18 protein-coding genes and 1 pseudogene are annotated in these 16,009 nt (G+C 71.5%); 8 read left to right on the top strand and 11 right to left on the bottom strand.

What is annotated here, in order from left to right:
* Window positions 1-114: 114 nt before the first annotated feature.
* The 3 genes and pseudogenes from PV342_RS29430 (at window position 115) to PV342_RS29420 (ending at window position 2,909) form a co-directional block, all read left to right on the top strand.
* Window positions 115-915 (top strand): class I SAM-dependent methyltransferase, encoded by an 801-nt coding sequence (locus PV342_RS29430; RefSeq protein WP_018559613.1) that lies wholly within the window; start codon window positions 115-117, stop codon window positions 913-915.
* A gap of 141 nt (window positions 916-1,056) precedes the next feature.
* Window positions 1,057-1,348: pseudogene (locus PV342_RS29425) on the top strand (C40 family peptidase); the annotation flags it as partial.
* 292 nt (window positions 1,349-1,640) lie between these two features.
* Window positions 1,641-2,909, top strand: coding sequence for a PP2C family protein-serine/threonine phosphatase (locus tag PV342_RS29420; protein ID WP_360999729.1), 1,269 nt, complete (start codon window positions 1,641-1,643; stop codon window positions 2,907-2,909).
* A 42-nt stretch (window positions 2,910-2,951) separates the two neighbouring features.
* On the opposite strand, the gene PV342_RS29415 is transcribed toward PV342_RS29420, so the two are convergent.
* From PV342_RS29415 to PV342_RS29405, 3 genes are all read right to left on the bottom strand, one after another.
* Window positions 2,952-3,281 carry a DUF2516 family protein gene (locus tag PV342_RS29415; RefSeq protein WP_018559616.1) on the bottom strand — a complete coding sequence of 110 codons (330 nt, stop codon included), beginning with the start codon at window positions 3,279-3,281 and terminating at the stop codon, window positions 2,952-2,954.
* Between the two features lie 87 nt (window positions 3,282-3,368).
* Complete coding sequence (locus PV342_RS29410) at window positions 3,369-3,992, bottom strand: hypothetical protein (protein WP_400805833.1); 624 nt, start codon at window positions 3,990-3,992, stop codon at window positions 3,369-3,371.
* Between the two features lie 76 nt (window positions 3,993-4,068).
* Complete coding sequence (locus PV342_RS29405) at window positions 4,069-4,572, bottom strand: helix-turn-helix domain-containing protein (RefSeq protein WP_089227663.1); 504 nt, start codon at window positions 4,570-4,572, stop codon at window positions 4,069-4,071.
* A 149-nt stretch (window positions 4,573-4,721) separates the two neighbouring features.
* Here PV342_RS29405 and PV342_RS29400 point away from each other — a divergent pair, with 149 nt between their 5' ends.
* The 4 genes from PV342_RS29400 to PV342_RS29385 all read left to right on the top strand — a co-directional run bounded on the left by PV342_RS29400 (window position 4,722) and on the right by PV342_RS29385 (window position 7,766).
* Entirely contained in the window at window positions 4,722-5,180 is a 459-nt protein-coding gene (locus tag PV342_RS29400) for a bacteriocin immunity protein (RefSeq protein WP_400805835.1), read from the top strand.
* A 94-nt stretch (window positions 5,181-5,274) separates the two neighbouring features.
* Entirely contained in the window at window positions 5,275-6,345 is a 1,071-nt protein-coding gene (locus PV342_RS29395; RefSeq protein WP_400805838.1) for a MerR family transcriptional regulator, read from the top strand.
* A gap of 9 nt (window positions 6,346-6,354) precedes the next feature.
* Window positions 6,355-7,134 carry a 2-phosphosulfolactate phosphatase gene (locus tag PV342_RS29390; protein WP_400805841.1) on the top strand — a complete coding sequence of 260 codons (780 nt, stop codon included), beginning with the start codon at window positions 6,355-6,357 and terminating at the stop codon, window positions 7,132-7,134.
* 83 nt (window positions 7,135-7,217) lie between these two features.
* Window positions 7,218-7,766: a DinB family protein gene (locus PV342_RS29385; RefSeq protein WP_018559622.1), complete on the top strand. Its 549-nt coding sequence runs from the start codon at window positions 7,218-7,220 to the stop codon at window positions 7,764-7,766.
* Between the two features lie 4 nt (window positions 7,767-7,770).
* Here the strand turns inward: PV342_RS29385 and PV342_RS29380 are convergent, their stop codons facing one another.
* From PV342_RS29380 to PV342_RS29370, 3 genes are all read right to left on the bottom strand, one after another.
* A complete protein-coding gene (locus PV342_RS29380) occupies window positions 7,771-8,598 on the bottom strand; it encodes a MerR family transcriptional regulator (RefSeq protein WP_386995527.1) in 828 nt (275 codons plus the stop codon).
* 97 nt (window positions 8,599-8,695) lie between these two features.
* The gene (locus tag PV342_RS29375) at window positions 8,696-9,724 is read right to left on the bottom strand and encodes an aspartate-semialdehyde dehydrogenase (protein WP_018559624.1); all 1,029 of its coding nucleotides are present in this window, start codon (window positions 9,722-9,724) and stop codon (window positions 8,696-8,698) included.
* Window positions 9,721-10,593 (bottom strand): dihydrodipicolinate synthase family protein, encoded by an 873-nt coding sequence (locus tag PV342_RS29370; protein WP_500319316.1) that lies wholly within the window; start codon window positions 10,591-10,593, stop codon window positions 9,721-9,723. The genes PV342_RS29375 and PV342_RS29370 overlap by 4 nt, the downstream gene beginning before the upstream one ends.
* Window positions 10,594-10,696: 103 nt before the next feature.
* Between PV342_RS29370 and PV342_RS29365 the strand changes: the two genes are divergently transcribed.
* Window positions 10,697-11,116 carry a GNAT family N-acetyltransferase gene (locus PV342_RS29365; RefSeq protein WP_500319314.1) on the top strand — a complete coding sequence of 140 codons (420 nt, stop codon included), beginning with the start codon at window positions 10,697-10,699 and terminating at the stop codon, window positions 11,114-11,116.
* 3 nt (window positions 11,117-11,119) lie between these two features.
* On the opposite strand, the gene PV342_RS29360 is transcribed toward PV342_RS29365, so the two are convergent.
* The 5 genes from PV342_RS29360 to PV342_RS29340 form a co-directional block, all read right to left on the bottom strand.
* The gene (locus PV342_RS29360) at window positions 11,120-11,284 is read right to left on the bottom strand and encodes an HAD family hydrolase (protein ID WP_500319312.1); all 165 of its coding nucleotides are present in this window, start codon (window positions 11,282-11,284) and stop codon (window positions 11,120-11,122) included.
* Window positions 11,284-11,739, bottom strand: coding sequence for an HAD family hydrolase (locus PV342_RS29355; protein WP_500319310.1), 456 nt, complete (start codon window positions 11,737-11,739; stop codon window positions 11,284-11,286). The genes PV342_RS29360 and PV342_RS29355 overlap by 1 nt, the downstream gene beginning before the upstream one ends.
* A gap of 304 nt (window positions 11,740-12,043) precedes the next feature.
* On the bottom strand, window positions 12,044-13,420 hold the full coding sequence (locus PV342_RS29350) for an IS1380 family transposase (protein WP_500319308.1): 1,377 nt from the start codon (window positions 13,418-13,420) through the stop codon (window positions 12,044-12,046).
* Window positions 13,421-13,579: 159 nt separating this feature from the next.
* On the bottom strand, window positions 13,580-14,824 hold the full coding sequence (locus PV342_RS29345) for a phosphotransferase family protein (protein WP_500319306.1): 1,245 nt from the start codon (window positions 14,822-14,824) through the stop codon (window positions 13,580-13,582).
* 254 nt (window positions 14,825-15,078) lie between these two features.
* Window positions 15,079-15,837 (bottom strand): HAD family hydrolase, encoded by a 759-nt coding sequence (locus PV342_RS29340; protein ID WP_500319304.1) that lies wholly within the window; start codon window positions 15,835-15,837, stop codon window positions 15,079-15,081.
* Between the last annotated feature and the right edge of the window lie 172 nt (window positions 15,838-16,009).

Below are 16,009 nucleotides of genomic sequence, written 5' to 3'. Positions count from 1 at the left end.
CCACCCTTCAACAGTGACAACCGGCGGAAGGCCTAGATCCATTTCCGCTTTGCCAAAGCGTGACCGTCGACATGCCCCGGATCCGGCGCCCGCCGCCTCGCATAGGCTCGACGCATGCGTGCGACACGGCCGGTCGGAGAGGTGACCCGGGGGACGACCAACCCCAACCGCCTGCGCCGCATGGACCGCTGGATCGCCGCCCAGCACGGGTCGTCCCTGCGCCGCAGCGACGACCCGCTCGCCGTGGACCTGGGCTACGGCGCCGCACCCTGGACCGCCCTGGAGCTGCTGGTACGGCTGCGCACCGCGCGCCCCGACGCCGAGGTCGTCGGCATCGAGATCGACCCGGCCCGGGTCGCCGCCGCCCGGCCGTACGCGCGCGAGGGGCTCTCCTTCGCGCACGGCGGCTTCGAGGTGCCCCTCCCGGGCGGCCGCAGGCCGGCCCTGATCCGGGCGGCGAACGTGCTGCGCCAGTACGACGAGGAGCGGGTCGCCGAGGTGTGGACGCGGCTGCGGGCCCGGCTCGCGCCGGACGGGCTGCTGGTGGAGGGCACCTGCGACGAGATCGGCCGCCGCCACGTGTGGGTGGCGCTCGGCCCCGAGGGGCCGCGCACGGTGACCTTCGCCACCCGGCTCGGCTCGCTGGAGCGCCCCTCCGACCTGGCGGAGCGGCTGCCCAAGGCGCTGATCCACCGCAATGTGCCGGGCGAGCCGGTCCACGCGTTCCTCACCGACTTCGACCGGGCGTGGGCGGCTGCCGCGCCCTTCGCCTCACTGGGCGCCCGGCAGCGCTGGATCCGCACGGTGCGCAGCCTGGCGGGTCCGGGCGGCTGGCCGGTCACCGACACCCCGGCCCGCTGGCGCCAGGGCGAGGTGACCGTCCGCTGGGAGGCCCTGGCGCCGGCGCCGCGCTGATCCCCGCCGCCGAGCCGGTCCGGCACGGCACGGGACCGGGACGGCGCGGGAGCGCGATGCGCGGGCCCGCGCCTGCGGCCGATTCGCGCCTTCGTGGCACCATCCGCAGTCATGTGACGGACCGTCAGATACGCGGCGGAGGTGCTGGGGGCGGACGGCCCGGCCGCCTACGACTGCTCCGCACTGACCGGGCCGCCTGGCGCGCCGCCGGGGTCGGCATCCCGCGCACCTCGCAGGAGCAGTGGCGGCTTCTGCCGCGCGTCCCCGTCACGCGGATACGCCCGGGCGACCTGGTCGTGTACTTCGACGACGGCAGTCACGTCGGTATCTACGTGGGCGACGGCGCCATCGTCCACGCGCCGCGCCCCGGGCGGCGGATCACGGTGGCGGGGCCGGGTCGATGCCCGTCCTCGGGGTCGTGCGCCCGGGGTGACGAGAGAGGGCCCGGCGCCCCGCTGCGACCTGCGTCCTGTGACCCCCGCCGCGTGACGCGCACCACGCCGCGATGGGGCAAACGTGACGTTGGTCATGCCCGGTTCGTCCTCCCGAGGCGGAAATCCGCAGCTCAGCACCGCATATGACACGCGCGGTTCACCAACAGGGCTCCCCCGCCGCCGGGCGCTACCGCTATGGTCGCCCTTCAGTGTTCTCGGAGCTGAGCAACCGATCCGACCGATCCGACCGCTCCGGGACGTTGCCCTCGGGGGGAGGGAAGGAATTGTCCGATGTCGCCGATGTCCGCGACCGGGCGGCGCGCCGACCAGTACGCCGCCGTGCCGGGGCCGCGCCAGGAAACACCCCTGGCCGACGGCCGGACCTCCCCTGCCCTGACCCTGCTCGTCATCGGTGACGACCCCGCCGGCGCCTTCACCGTCCCCGACCTGCTGGACGTCTCCGGCACACGCGTCCGCATCCGCCGCGCCCGCAACCTGACCGAGGCCGAGCGCCTGCTCCGGGACGACGTCAACTGCATCCTGCTGGAGCTCTCCGCCCAGGCCGCCGAGGGCGCGCCCGACGCGATGGACAGCCTGCGGCAGCTGCTGCGGCTCGCACCGCGCACCGCCGTGCTGGTGCTCACCGCGGGCACCGACACCGATGCCGAGCGCGCCGCGGAAGCCGTCCGCGTCGGCGCCCAGGACCACCTGACGCCCGCCGACCTGGACCCGTCCCACCTGACCCGGGCCATCCGCTACGCGGTGGAGCGCAAGCGCGCGGACGTCGCGCAGCGCCAGCTGACCGAGACCCGGCTGCTCGCCCAGGAGAACTCGCGTCTGGAACGCGGGCTGCTCCCCACACCGCTGCTCCACGGCGCCGACCTGCGCTTCGCCGCCCGCTACCGGCCCGGCCGCAGCCGGGCCCTGCTCGGCGGCGACTTCTACGACACCGTCCGCACCCCGGACGGCACCGTGCGCGCGATGATCGGCGACGTCTGCGGCCACGGCCCGGACGAGGCCGCCCTCGGCGTGGAGCTGCGCATCGCCTGGCGCGCGCTGACCCTGGCCGGACTGTGCGGGGCCGCCCTGCTGGGCACGCTCCAGCAGGTCCTGGAGCACGAGCGCTCCGACGACGAGATCTTCGCGACCCTCTGCCAGGTCGACATCACTCCGGACGGCCGCGCCGCCGACCTGTGGCTGGCCGGTCACCCGGCACCCCTGCTGTCGCTGTCCGGGATGGCGCCGCAGCTGCTGCCGTACGAGCACGGCGGCCCGGCGCTCGGGCTGCTGCCGCAGAAGGACTGCTGGGAGGGCGCGCGCTTCGAGCTGGGCGAGGCGTGGAGCCTGATGCTCTACACCGACGGGCTCATCGAGGGCCGGATCGGCCTGGGCGCGCAGCGGCTGGGCCAGGAGGGCATGGTCGACCTGGTCGGGCGGCAGCTGTCGGCCGGACTCGCCGGCGAGGAGCTGCTGGACGCGGCCATGACCGAGGTGCGCGAACTCAACGGCGGGGAGCTGACGGACGACGTCGCTCTCATGCTCCTGGAGTCGGGCGCCTGAACCGGCGGCCCCGGCCGGCCAGCCGGCCGGGGGAGGACCGCCTCAGCGGTTGAAGGGGCCGTACGGGCCGTCGCTGCTGCTGCCGCCGCGCCGCCGCGGACCCGACACCTGCTTGAGGGCCGGACGCACGTCGACCGTGTACACGATCACCGCGATCAGGCCGATGATCGGCAGGAACGACATGATCGGCAGGATCGCGATCAGCGCCGCCGCCACCGCCAGGATGATCAGCCAGAAGGCCTTGGTCTTCTTGTCCGCCGCCCGGTAGGCGTCCTCGCGCCGGATGGCCGCGTCGACCAGCGCGAACAGCGCGAACACCAGCAGGGCGATGGAGACCCAGCCCAGCAAGTCGTAGAAGCCCTGCACCAGCATTGCCGTCCACCTCCGTCATCGGCTCCCACCGTACCGGCACAACGGGCCGGGCACGCCATACGTGCCCGGCCCGTGATGGTCGGCCGCTCAGGAAGCGGGCTTCCCCGGCGTCGCGGGCTTCTTGGCCGGGGGTGCCTTCTTGGCCGCCGCGGGGGCGCCCTTCTTGCCCTGGCCGTCCTGCGCCGGAGACGGCGCGGGGGCGGGAGCGGGCGCCGGCTTGGTGTCCGAGACCGGTGCCTGCCGTGCCGCCGGGACGGGCTCCGGCTCGATCGCGACGGCGATGTCCTCGACCTGCTCGGCGGCCTCGCCGCGCCAGGTGGCGACCGCGTCCTTGCCGCGCTCGGCCAGGCCGTCGTACGCCTCCTTGGCGCGTACCGCGTACTCGGCGGCGCGGCCCACCTGCTGCAGCGCGAAGTCCTGCGCGGAGTCGCGCAGCTTGCGCAGGTCGCCGTCGATGGTGCCCAGGAGGTCGTTGACCTTGGCCTGTGCCTTGGTCTGCGCGTCCTTGGCCTGCGCGGTCACCTTCTCCTGCACGGCCTTGGGGTCGGTGCCGCGGATCTTCTCGATCCGCTCGGGGGCCTCGGCGCGGATCTTCTCGATCAGCGGCGGGACCTCCTTGAGCTTCTCGGCCGCGAGGTCCGCGGTCCCGGCCAGCGCGTACAGCGGGGTCGGGTCCTTGAGGGTCTTGACGATGTCTTCGGTGATCGCCATGAGGGTTTCTCCCGTTTGAGGATGGTGGCGGATACGTCTGTCGGATCGTTCGTCCCGCGCTCCGGGGCGCGGCCGGTCACCCGGCGGCCGCGGCGTCGCCGCCGCCACCGCCGCTGCCCTGTCCGGCCGGTCCGGACGCGTTCGGCTTCAGCACGGCGACGGCCTTCTTCGCCGCCTTCTTCGCCGCGTGCTCGCGCGGCGCAGCGGGCTGCTCGTCAAGAGCTTCCTCCACTGCGGCGTTCTCCTTGCGGAACGACTCGTAGATCTGCACGAGGACTTGCTTCTGCTTCTCGTTGATCGCCGTGTCGGCCAGGATGGCGGTCCGCACCTCCATCCCGTCGCCCTGGTCCCGCTCGTCGAGGATCCCGGCCTGCACGTACAGGGTCTCGGCGGAGATGCGCAGCGCCCGGGCGAGCTGCTGCAGGATCTCTGCGCTGGGCTTGCGCAGCCCGCGCTCGATCTGACTGAGGTAGGGGTTGGACACCCCCGCGGCGTCGGCGAGCTGACGCAGGGACAGCTGCGCGTTGCGGCGCTGCTCCCGCAGGTACTCGCCGAGGGTGCCGACGTTCAGTGAAGCCATGTCTCCGAGCATGCCGCGCGGTGCTAACTTTTGCAAGCAAGGTGCTTGCAAAAGTCTCGTTACGGTCGTGTGACCTACCCCCCCCCGGGTCGGGTCGCGGGCCCGCCACGCACACGCCCGATGTCGGCGCCCGCGGGCACCATGCCTGCGTGGACCTTCGACCCGAACTGCTCCCGCCGCCCGTCAGCCCGGAACGACTGGCGGAACTCGCCCGTGAGATCGAGCGGATCGAGGACCTGGCCGGATCCGGCGAACCGGCGGAGCAGGCCGTGACCGCGTTCAACGGGCGCACGGGCCACGACTACCTGCTGTCCGACTTCACCTGCTACGACGCGTCGCGCGGCCTGGAGGAGTTCGCCCGCGAGGCCGCCCGGCCCGCCCGGACACGGGTGGCCGACGTCACGCGCGAGGAACTCGCCGAGATCGTCCGCCGTGTCGAGGCCGATCCGGCCGGCGAGGACACCGACTACTACCTGCTGCTCTTCGACTGCAACACCCCGCACCCGCGGGCCTGCGACCTGATCTTCCACCCGCCGGCCGGTCTCGAGGACGCCCCGCCCGAGCGGATCGTCGACGCGGCATTCGCCTATCGCCCGATCGCCCTGTGAACGAGCCCGGGCGGCCGGTTGACCTTGACCTTGGGGCAGGCCGCAGCATCGAGGCGGCCGGGCGGCGTGCCCGGCCCGAGGAAAGGAGCCCGCCATGGAGTCGCTGACGATCGGGGCGTTCGCGAAGGCGTCCCGGCTGTCGCCGAAGGCGCTGCGGCTGTACGACGAGCTGGGGCTGCTGACGCCCGCGCGGGTCGATCCGCTGACCGGCTACCGCCACTACGCGCCCGCCCAGCTGGAGCGCGCCCGGCTCGTGGCCTGGCTGCGGCGGCTGGGGATGCCGCTGGCCCGCATACGGGAAGTGTGCGCGCTGGACGCGCCCGCCGCCGCGCGGGAGATCCGGGCGTACTGGGCGCGTACCGAGGCCGCGCACGGCGCCCGGCGGGACCTGGCCGTCTTCCTCGTCGATCACCTGTCCCGGAAGGACTCCGCCGTGAACGACGCGAACCACCCCCTGGAACTGCGCTACGCCGCCCTTTCCGACGCCGGCCTCGTCCGGCCCGGCAACCAGGACACCGCCTACGCCGGCGAACGGCTGCTGGCGGTGGCCGACGGCTTCGGCGGCGAGGGGGCGCCCGCGGGCGCCGCCGCCGTCGACGCGCTGAGGGAGATCGACACCGGCGCCGCCCCGGGCGGTCTGCTGGACATGCTGCAGGACGCGCTGGACCGGGCCGACGAGACCGTGCGCGGCTTCGCGGACTCGGGCACCACGCTCACCGCGCTCCTGTGGTCCGGGGAGCGGCTGGCCCTCGTCCACATCGGCGACTCGCGGGCGTACCTGCTGCGCGAGGGCGAGCTCTTCCGGATCACGCACGACCACACGATGGTGCAGTCGATGGTGGACGAGGGCCGGCTGACCGAGGCCGAGGCCGCCTCGCACCCCCAGCGGGCGCTGCTCGTACGGGCGTTGGGCTCGGGCACCCGCCCGGCCGGGCGCCTGCCCGACCTGCGGCTGCACGACCCGCGTCCCGGCGACCGCTACCTGCTGTGCACCGACGGCCTGTCCACCGTCGTACCGGACGGGGAACTGCACCGCGTCCTGGCCTCCGGCGCCGGGCCCGAGGCGGCGGTGCGCACGCTGGTGGAGCTGGCCAACGCCGCCGGCGGTCCGGACAACGTCAGTTGCGTGGTCGCCGATGTACACGGAAGGGCCGCGGCGGCATAGTCCTGGCCCATGGACGAGGAATGGTTTCTGCAGACCGGCCACGGGGTGCGCTTCGAATGGGGACCGGAGGGCGCCCGGCGGGTCGGGGCACACGTGGCCTGCCTGGTCGTCGTCGACGTCCTGTCCTTCACCACCGCGGTGACGGTGGCCGTCGAGGCGGGGACCGCGGTGCACCCGTACGCCTGGCGCGACGCGACGGCGGCCGCGTACGCGCGGCGGGTCGGGGCGCGGCTGGCCGTGGGGCGGCGAGAGGTGACCGAGCGCTCGCCGTGGTCGCTGTCCCCCGCCGCCCTGCGCCGTGCGCCCTTCACCCCGCGGCTGGTGCTGCCCTCCCCCAACGGTTCGGCTATCGCCGCCGCGGCCGGGGAGGCGGCGACCGTGGTCGCCGCCTCCCTGCGCAACGCGGGCGCCGTCGGCTCGTGGCTCGCCCGGCACGGCTACGGCGTCCGCGACCGTCCCGTCGCGGTGGTCGCCGCCGGCGAGCGCTGGCCCGACGGGACCCTGCGCCCCGCGCTGGAGGATCTGCTCGGCGCCGGCGCCGTCGTCGCCGCGCTGCGCCGGCGCGCGCCCGCGGCGACCCCCTCCCCCGAGGCGCACACCGCGGCCGCGGCCTTCACCGGGACCGCCGACCCCGCCGCCGCCGTCGCGGCCTGCGCCTCCGGGCGCGAACTCCGCGGCGGCGGCTTCCCCGAGGACGTCGCGATCGCCACGGAAGTCGACGCGGCCTCCGTCGTACCCGTCCTGTCCGGGGGAGCCTTCTCCTCGCGGCCCATTGCGGACCGGAACTGACCGCATGGCTGCGTACCGTCGAAGACGCGAAGGACGCCGGAGGACCGGCGCCCGAAGCCAGGACCGACGACAAGGGGAGCGCGATGCCGACGGTGGTACGGAACGAGACGGGTGAGCGGGACGCACTGCTGGCGTACCTGGAGGCGCAGCGCGGCGGGGTGCGGCGCGCGGTGCTCGGCCTCACCGACGAGCAGGCCTCCTCGCGGCCCAGCGTCAGCGAGATGAGCCTCGCCGGGCTGGTCAAGCACGTCACCAGGACCGAGGAGTCCTGGGTGCAGGGCCTGCTGCTCGGCCACGAGGACAAGAAGGGCACCGAGGCGGACTACCTCGACGGCTTCAGGCTGTTGGAGGGCGAGACCCTCGCCGGCTGGCTGGAGGAGTACGCCAGGACCGGCCGGGAGACCGAGGAGGCGATCCTGGCGCTGCCCGACCTGGACGTCGTGGTGCCGCTTCCGGACGCGCCCTGGAACCCGCCGGGCATGAAGGTCAGCGCCCGCTGGATCCTGCTCCACCTCATCGAGGAGACCGCCCGGCACGCCGGGCACGCGGACGTCATCCGCGAGTCCCTGGACGGCCGGACGGCCTTCGAGCTGGTCGCCGAGGCGGCTCAGCAGGGGAAGCCGATGGGGTGACCGCTCACGCCCGCGTCGCCACCGGTTCCTGCAGCTCCGTCACCCAGGTGTCGGGATGCCCCTCGCACTCCAGGTACAGCTCCCGGGGGTAGCCGAGGGACCGGTGGCCCTGGGCGTCGATCCAGCGGGCCAGCGTCTGCTCGGAGCGCAGGACGTCGTCCATGGAGCCGCGGTGCACGATCGTCGCCGCGCTCTCCAGCTCCGGCAGGTCGACGACCGCGAAGTCGTACCCGCCGTCCGGCTCGACCGCGACCTGCAGCCCCGCGTGGACGAGGATCGCGCCCTCCCCCTCCGGAGCGTCCTCGTAGTACGCGATCCCCGACCCGACGGGGCGCACGCCCGCCGCGTCCAGCCGCCGGCACAGCTCGTCGTACAGCGGCTGGATCACGGGCCCGATCTGCGCCGGCTCGAACCCGGCCGCGGTCGCCGTCAGCTCCGCGAGCCGTACCGCGGGCACCTTCTTGATCACCACGTCGTCGCTGGGCATCCGTCCCTCGCTCTCGATCGTGCGGAGCCTCGCCTCGACGCCCGCCAGCCGGGCCGCGTCCGCGGCCATCGCCGCCGCGAGCTCGGCGCGGCGCAGCCGCAGCATGCCGCGCAGCTCCTGCGCGCTCACCTCCTCGTCGAGGATCGACCGCACCTGATCGAGGGTGAAGCCGAGGTCCTTGAGGGCGATGACGCGGTTGAGCCGGGCGAGCTGCCCGGCGGCGTAGTGCCGGTAGCCGGTGGCGGGGTCGACACGGTCGGGGCGCAGCAGTCCGATGGCGTCGTAGTGACGCAGCATGCGGACCGACACGCGGCCGTGCCTGGCGAAGTCTCCGATGCCGAACATGACGTCTCCGAGTCCAGCGCCTCACACGGTGTGAGGGTCAAGCGCGACGACGCCCCGGCGCGCGGTCGCGCCGGGGCATCCGGAAGGACGAACGGGGTCAGCCGCGCAGCTCCGCGGCGACCAGCTCCGCGATCTGGACGGCGTTGAGCGCGGCGCCCTTGCGGAGGTTGTCGTTGGAGAGGAAGAGCGCCAGGCCGTGCTCGACGGTCTCGTCCACCCGGATCCGGCCGACGTAGGAGGGGTCCTTGCCCGCGGCCTGCTGCGGCGTCGGGATCTCCGACAGCTCCACGCCCGGGGCGGCCGCCAGCAGCTCGTACGCGCGCTCGACGCTGACCGGGCGCTCGAAACGGGCGTTGACCTGCAACGAGTGGCCGGAGAACACGGGCACGCGGACGCAGGTGCCGGACACCTTCAGCTCCGGGATGCCCAGGATCTTGCGGGACTCGTTGCGGAGCTTCTGCTCCTCGTCGGTCTCGAAGCGGCCGTCGTCGACGATCTTCCCGGCGAGCGGGACGACGTTGAACGCGATGGGCCGCTGGTAGACCGCGGGCTCGGGGAACTCCACGGCCTCGCCGTCGAAGGCCAGCTCGGTCGCCCGGTCGGCGACCTTGCGCACCTGGCCGTCGAGCTCGGCGACACCGGCCAGGCCGGAGCCGGAGACCGCCTGGTAGGTGGTCGCGACCAGGGCGGTCAGCCCCGCCTCCTCGTGCAGCGGGCGCAGCACGGGCATGGCGGCCATGGTGGTGCAGTTCGGGTTGGCGATGATGCCCTTGGGGCGGTCGGCGACCGCCTGCGGGTTGACCTCGGAGACGACCAGCGGGACCTCGGGGTCCATCCGCCAGGCGGAGGAGTTGTCGATCACGACCGCGCCCGCGGCGGCGACCTTGGGGGCCAGCGCCTTGGAGGTGGCGCCGCCGGCAGAGAACAGCACGATGTCGAGACCGGTGTAGTCCGCGGTGGCCGCGTCCTCGACCGTGACCTCGCCGTCCTTCCACGGCACGGTGCGCCCTGCCGAACGGGCCGACGCGAACAGCCGCAACTGCTCCACCGGGAAGTCGCGCTCGGCCAGCACCTTGCGCATGACACCGCCGACCTGGCCGGTGGCTCCGACGATTCCGATCCTCATCCGGTCTCTCCGATCAGTGCGTACGTACGGTCCCGAGTATCCCCCGATGCGGCGAGTGCCCGGAGTGCCGTCCCGAGGGACGGTCGGCCCGCGGGCAGCAGCGGCAGGCGCACGTCGGGGCTCGGGATGCGTCCCTGGACGTGCAGCACCGCCTTGATCACCGCGGGGTTCGGCTCGGCGAAGAGGGCGGCGGCGAGCCTCGCGAGCGCCTGCCCCTGTTCCGGGTCGTGGGAGCGGGCCAGCTCCACCCACCGCTCGGTGGCCAGGTGCGCGGAGGCGGCGATCGCCCCTTCGGCGCCCAGGGCGAGCAGCGCGGGAGCGAAGACGTCGTCCCCCGCGTACAGCGGCACCTCCCCCACCAGCAGCACGGTGTCCTGGTCGATGCCGCCGACGGCGTGCTTGAAGCCCACGATCCCGTCGATCGCGGCGATCCGGCGCACCGTGTCGGCGGTGAGGGCGAGCCCGGTGCGGTAGGGGATGTTGTAGACGACCAGCGGCACCGCGGACGCCCGGGCCAGGGCCTCGAAGTGCGCGACGACGCCGTCCTGGGAGGGCCTGACGTACGACGGCACGGAGACGAGGGCGGCGTCCGCGTCGAGCCCCGCGAGTTCGGCCGCGGCCCTGCGGGTGTCCGTCCCGCCGGCGCCGACGGTGTACCAGAGCCCCCGCTCCCGGCACACCCGCCCCACGGTCTCCCGGACGACCGCCTTCTCGGCCTCGTCCAGCATCGCCGCCTCGGCGGTCGTCCCCAGCGCCACCAGCCCGGCGACGCCTCCGTCGGCCACCTCGTGCGCCAGCCGCTCCAGGGCGCCGGCGTCCACGCGGCCGACCTCGTCGAAGGGGGTGATGAGCGGTACGTGAATACCCATGCGTCGAGCGTGGGCCCACAGCAACCTCAAGGTCCAGTTAATAGTCCTTCATCGCACCGGTAAGCAGTGCTGCACGAAGCCGCGTCCCCTAGCCTCGGGCCCCATGAGAGACGACCGGTACGAGATATCCGCCGACCCCGCCCGCGTGGACGCCGCCCTGGTCCACCACTGGCTCTCCACCGACGCCTACTGGGCCCTCGGCCGCCCCCGCGCCGTCCAGGACGCGGCGATCGCCGCCTCCCTCAACTTCGGCGCGTACGACAGGGCGACCGGCACCCAGGTCGCCTGCGCCCGCGTCGTCACCGACCACGCGACGTTCGCCTGGCTCTGCGACGTCTACGTCACCCCGGCCGCCCGCGGCCGCGGCCTGGCGACGGCCCTCGCCACGACCGCCCGCGATCACGTGCGGGGCCTGGGCGTCCGCCTCGTCCTCCTGGCCACGCATGACGCCCACGGGGTGTACGAGAAGGTGGGATTCACCCCGCTCGCGGAGCCGGGCCACTGGATGTCGTACGGGCTGTGAGGTCTAGGCGAAAGCGGTGGCCGGCGTCAGATCCTCCAGGGACCGGACGACACGCTCCGCTCGCGCCTGCCGCAACGCCTCCGCCTTGCGCTCGTTGCGCGCGTAGCCGACGAAGGGGACGCCGAAGCCTGCGGCGGCAACGAAGTCGCTGGGAGCGTCACCGATCATCAGGCAGTCCGCAGGTGCCAGGTCGAAGCCAAAGCACGCTCCAAGCAGTCCGGATGCGGCTTGAGCAACGCCGGATCCGCGGCACGGCCGTGAACGTACGACCCGAAGTGCTTTCTCAGGTTCTGCCCTTCCAGATAAGCGAGAACTGCGCGGGCGGAGTTGTTAGTCGTGGCGGCTACCTGCCGTCCACTGGCAGCGAGGTGCTGCACCAGCCAAGCGGCGTGAGGCACCGGCACGGCGGTACTCGCCGCGTGAACCTCCTCCTCCCTCGTCAGCTGCTCCTCCATTGCCGCAGCAATGCGGGCGGTGAAGTCCTCTCGGGCAGCAATCCGAAGAAAGTACAGGGGATCATCGGTCTCCGGCAGTTCCGCCGGCGACACACCCAGGCCTTCCGCACGCCACCGGAGCCGCTCAGCAATCAGGGACAACGGGTGGTCGGCGTACAGCCTGGCCATGGGCCATCAAAGGCCAGCAGCACACAGCGCGCTGAACCAAGCAGCGCACCTGGAGACCGATCACGGGTCCACGTACCACCGGGACCATTACGTCGCCTTGTGGGCATCAATACCCCGGATCACAGGACTTGACATCGCCCTAACCTCGATCTTTCGTGACGGTCCGTCGGCTTCCTCGGCGGGCCGTTTCGGTTGTTCGGGCTGGTGGTGGTCAGGTTGATGGCCCGGCTCTCGCGCCGGGTGGGCGCCGGGTTCCACGGCTCCGGTCGGGGTGATGCTGCTCGCAGGGACGGGAACGTGCTGGTCAGCCTGGGTTAGGGAGAGCTTCGAGCCGTGCCAGGGCGGCGGTGATCACGTCGGTCCAGGGCCAGTGGCGTGCGAACCTCAGGTGCTGCCGGCGGGCGGTCGTGACGATCTGGGCGGCGGCCGAGAAGAGGCGGAGCCGAAGGCGGCGGGGCTCCCACCTGCGGATTTCGCCGGTCAGAGCGAGCATGGGCATCCAGGCAAGCAGGTCGAGGGCGAGCTGGACGATCTCCAGCCAAATCTGGTTCTGCGCAGTGTCTTGCAGGGGCAGGTTGCGCAGGCCGGTGGCGCGGGCGGCCCGGATGCGGTCCTCGGCGCGTGCCCGCCGGCGGTGTCGCAGCTCCAGTGCCGCGATCGGCATGTCGGTGGTGTTGGTGGCGAAGCAGGTCAGCCGCAGTCCGTCAGCGTCGGTGATCCGCAACTGCGCGCCGGGGTGCGGCCGTTCCTTCCGCACGATCAGCCGCATCCCCTTCGGCCAGCCCTTGAGGCAGTCGCCGTCGAGTTCGGCGCCCCAGGTGCCGTCACGGATGTCGCCGTCGGGCTCGACTGCCGGTGTCCAGGCCGGGGCCGGGATCTTGAGTGCGGCCAGATGGATCTGCTCGGTGATGGTCATGCCGACCGAATACGACAGCCACCGCCCGCGCTGGGCCAGCCAGGCCACAAACTCGTGAGTACCGCCGCCGGCATCGGTGCGGATCAGCGTCTGCCGGCCTCGCCGGTAGGTCTTCGGCAGCTGGGCCAGGGCCAGTTGGGCGGCGGTGATGTGGTCCGTGGCGGTGTTGCTGCCCGCGTTTCCGGGCCGCAGCACAGCGGCCACAGGCTCGCCCGACCCGTCGATGCCGTGATCGACGAACCCCATCAGCGGGTGGTGCCCGAAGGTCTTCTTCCAGGTGGCAGCGGCGTCCTGCTTGTCGGAGTGGCAGATCACCAGAACACCGTCCAGGTCCACGGTCACCTGTCCGCCGGCGTCCGGCGCCGCTTCGCCGGCCAGTCGCCAGACGTGTTCGCGGACATGGGCACGGGCCCGGCGGATCGCGGTCAGCGCACGGTTCCCACCGGCGGCGAGGGCGTCTATCAGCCGGGAGACCGTCGGGTCTGAGGCCACTGGCCCGAACACGCCGGGCTCGGCCCGCAGCATGGCAACATCCGCGAGGCAGTCGCCGCCGAGCGCGACCGAGAGCGCGAGATCCAGCACCGTCTTGCCTGGATCGTGTACCGCGCGGGACTTCCGCCAGGGCGCCAGTGCCGTCGATATCGCCTGATCCAGACCGGACTTGCGGACCGTCTCCACCAGCAGCACGGCCCCGGCCTGCGAGACCACCCCACGACCGCCGCCCTCAGCGCGGACACGCGGGTACGACCCGATACGCTTCTTCACCTGGAAAGTGCCTCCGACAGGGGCGAGAACAAGGGCCTAGACAATCCTCATTCTCGCTGGTCAGAGGCACTTTGTGCTGTCCTGATCACCTACTGGACAACCCACTTCGTGAAAGCGCGAGGCTAAGTGCAGCAGGCGTGGGCTTCGCATCGCGGGACGTCAGCCAGCCGCCGCCGCCTCCCGGATGCCTTCACGTCGTGCAGCTTCCGGGCCCGCGCCCTCGACCGCCCCTTGCACGGACGCACCCGTACCGGAGTATCCGCGAGCGGCTCCGTGCGCCACGTACCAGGTGGTGAGTGCGCGCCGTACCTCTTCGGGGGAGGCAACCTCTCGAAGGCCAACGTTCCCGAGCCCGGTCCCGTCCTGACCAAACCGGGCCGCTGTCAAGGACGCCGTAACAGCCGGAACCACACAGTTCAGCGCCTCCAACAGATCGGTACCGGCCGCTACGGACGTAGCAAGCTTGGTCGCGCCGCGCATGAGGTCGGTGTACGCGGACTGGATCCGTTTGAACGCGAGGTAACGGGGGAGGTCCTCGCTCACCCCGTGCACTGCATCCGGCAGGCATTTCTTCATGGCGCGCACCCAGCGCCAGGTCATGTGCGCCGATTGCCAGCGGGGGTACTGCATCAGATGCAGGTGGGTGGCGAGGTCGTAGAGGGGGTCGCCGACACGTGCCAGTTCCCAGTCGATGGCCCACAAGTCCCGCGCATCGTCGACGACGAGGTTCCTGCGATGCAGGTCACCGTGCAGGAGGGCGAACGGGCGCGGAGTCATGGGCCCGAGTTCATCTGGCAAACGGTCCAGAAGGTCATCAGGAATACGTAGCTCCGAGAACAGAGAATTCAGATCGGAAGGTTTTTCGCGATAGACGCGCGCAGTGTGCCTGATAAGGTTCCGAAGAAAGGTCGCGGCATCCCCTCCGCTACGGGGAAAGGCGCCCGACGAGGAAGGCCCGTTCCCGCAGATACGCTCGGCCCGGATCTCTGCCGGATCGAGCGACGCGAGAGCCCGGAATAGATCGATGATCTGCGCCGCATGGCGCCTGCTCACGCGCATGCGAGGAGGCGTCACATCTTCCAATGTGCGCCCCTTCACGAATTGCACGAACGTCACATTCGCGGGTGCATCCGCATCACGGCCCAGATCGACGACCTTGGGAACACGCTGGATTTTCCCTTCCAGATCGACGAGGAGCTCCTCCTCGGACCGGAAGCAACGATGGTCGTACCGCACGACGTGCGCAAGCGGCACGCGTAGCTTCAGCCACGGGAACTGCGCCCGTAGAACGGGATCGGAGTCAGGGCCAAGTTCAACAGCATATGCCTCATGATGGTGCCCCTCCAAGGGGCCCACCACATCGATCGCGATTCGCCACGCGAAGTCGTAGGTAGCGCTGGTCACCGAGTTCCTCGACAGTCAGAGGGAGCAGAGCCTAGCCGCTCGCTGTCGACGCATGAGAGCCAACATCACCGCATACCTATCCGCAACTGCCGCGTCTACATGAAAATCTATCCAAGCCCCATGTGGAGCTGGGTGAGAGCGTGCATAAATATTCCGCCACAGATCCGCAACGGTGCAGCCATCGCTGCACCAAACGGACGAGGAACACGCCACTGGCGTTGACGCCCGAGACCACGTACGCTGCGGCGGCCCGCTCAGATGTTCCCGTCGGTGACCGGCGGCACCCCGCCCTCAGGCGCCACTTCCAACCAGGCCGACCGGACCCTCCGCAGGTCAAGAACGGCCGGAACCTCGGGGAAGTCCTCAGTCAGCCCTTGATTGTCGTCCACGTGTGGGTTCACGAAGCCCAGGAAACGCACGCCAGCCTCCCGTGCGGCCCGAACGTCGGCGGACGAGTCGCCGATCATCAGACAGCGGTCGGGCCGAGGCCCTCGCAGGCCGGCCACCGCACGGTTGATGCACGAGGGGTGCGGCTTCAGCAGCAACGCGTGGCCCTCGGACATGACCTGGCGCCCATAGACGTGGTGGCGGAACATGGCCTGCAGTTTGCGCGCCCGAAGGTGAGCGTGCACTGCCGTCTCTGAATTGTTCGTGGTCACGGCAACCGGTACACGGTAGTACGAAAAGGCACGGATCAGGTCCGCTACACCTTCGGTCTGTGTTGCACCTGGAGCCGATTCCGTCTCAAGCGAGGCCAGCTTGGCCTCGAGCAGCTCTACGTCGCGTGAGTCCGGCCAACGTTCTGCCGCCTCACGCAACACGTCTATCGGACTGTTCTTCTTTTGGGGGCGCAATTCTGGTAGCCCCTTCCCCGTAATGAAATCATGCAATCGATCGGTCACCCACGGCGCCGCCCGTTCCGGCGAGAAAAGATGACAGATGGGGCCGTCGAAGTCGAAGAGAACCCCTTCGACGCCTTTCAGTAAGGCTCGAAGCTCGCGATCTGAAGTCACTTAGTGAAGTGTGGCGGCACTGCCTCTGAAGTGCCAGAGGGCGCCTACGATGTTCGGGTATCGACATGACCCGTATCTCCCAGAAAGGAGCGATATGCACCCTCACGGTTGGCTCGCCATCCCTCATCTCGTGGGGGTCACCACGACGCGCCCACGGCGGCCGACCACGCAG

The sequence above is a fragment of the Streptomyces sp. PA03-3a genome (assembly GCF_033792735.1).
In the GTDB taxonomy this organism is placed as follows: Bacteria; Actinomycetota; Actinomycetes; order Streptomycetales; family Streptomycetaceae; genus Actinacidiphila.
This window is presented reverse-complemented; position numbering and strand designations above follow the sequence as displayed.

What these genes read in the sequence shown, in the direction of transcription:
- PV342_RS29430 (WP_018559613.1), top strand. Translation starts at nt 115, where the DNA reads ATGCGTGCGACACGGCCGGTCGGAGAGGTGACCCGGGGGACGACCAAC.
- PV342_RS29420 (WP_360999729.1), top strand. Translation starts at nt 1,641, where the DNA reads ATGTCGCCGATGTCCGCGACCGGGCGGCGCGCCGACCAGTACGCCGCC.
- PV342_RS29415 (WP_018559616.1), bottom strand. Translation starts at nt 3,281, where the DNA reads ATGCTGGTGCAGGGCTTCTACGACTTGCTGGGCTGGGTCTCCATCGCC.
- PV342_RS29410 (WP_400805833.1), bottom strand. Translation starts at nt 3,992, where the DNA reads ATGGCGATCACCGAAGACATCGTCAAGACCCTCAAGGACCCGACCCCG.
- PV342_RS29405 (WP_089227663.1), bottom strand. Translation starts at nt 4,572, where the DNA reads ATGGCTTCACTGAACGTCGGCACCCTCGGCGAGTACCTGCGGGAGCAG.
- PV342_RS29395 (WP_400805838.1), top strand. Translation starts at nt 5,275, where the DNA reads ATGGAGTCGCTGACGATCGGGGCGTTCGCGAAGGCGTCCCGGCTGTCG.
- PV342_RS29390 (WP_400805841.1), top strand. Translation starts at nt 6,355, where the DNA reads ATGGACGAGGAATGGTTTCTGCAGACCGGCCACGGGGTGCGCTTCGAA.
- PV342_RS29385 (WP_018559622.1), top strand. Translation starts at nt 7,218, where the DNA reads ATGCCGACGGTGGTACGGAACGAGACGGGTGAGCGGGACGCACTGCTG.
- PV342_RS29380 (WP_386995527.1), bottom strand. Translation starts at nt 8,598, where the DNA reads ATGTTCGGCATCGGAGACTTCGCCAGGCACGGCCGCGTGTCGGTCCGC.
- PV342_RS29375 (WP_018559624.1), bottom strand. Translation starts at nt 9,724, where the DNA reads ATGAGGATCGGAATCGTCGGAGCCACCGGCCAGGTCGGCGGTGTCATG.
- PV342_RS29370 (WP_500319316.1), bottom strand. Translation starts at nt 10,593, where the DNA reads ATGGGTATTCACGTACCGCTCATCACCCCCTTCGACGAGGTCGGCCGC.
- PV342_RS29365 (WP_500319314.1), top strand. Translation starts at nt 10,697, where the DNA reads ATGAGAGACGACCGGTACGAGATATCCGCCGACCCCGCCCGCGTGGAC.
- PV342_RS29360 (WP_500319312.1), bottom strand. Translation starts at nt 11,284, where the DNA reads ATGATCGGTGACGCTCCCAGCGACTTCGTTGCCGCCGCAGGCTTCGGC.
- PV342_RS29355 (WP_500319310.1), bottom strand. Translation starts at nt 11,739, where the DNA reads ATGGCCAGGCTGTACGCCGACCACCCGTTGTCCCTGATTGCTGAGCGG.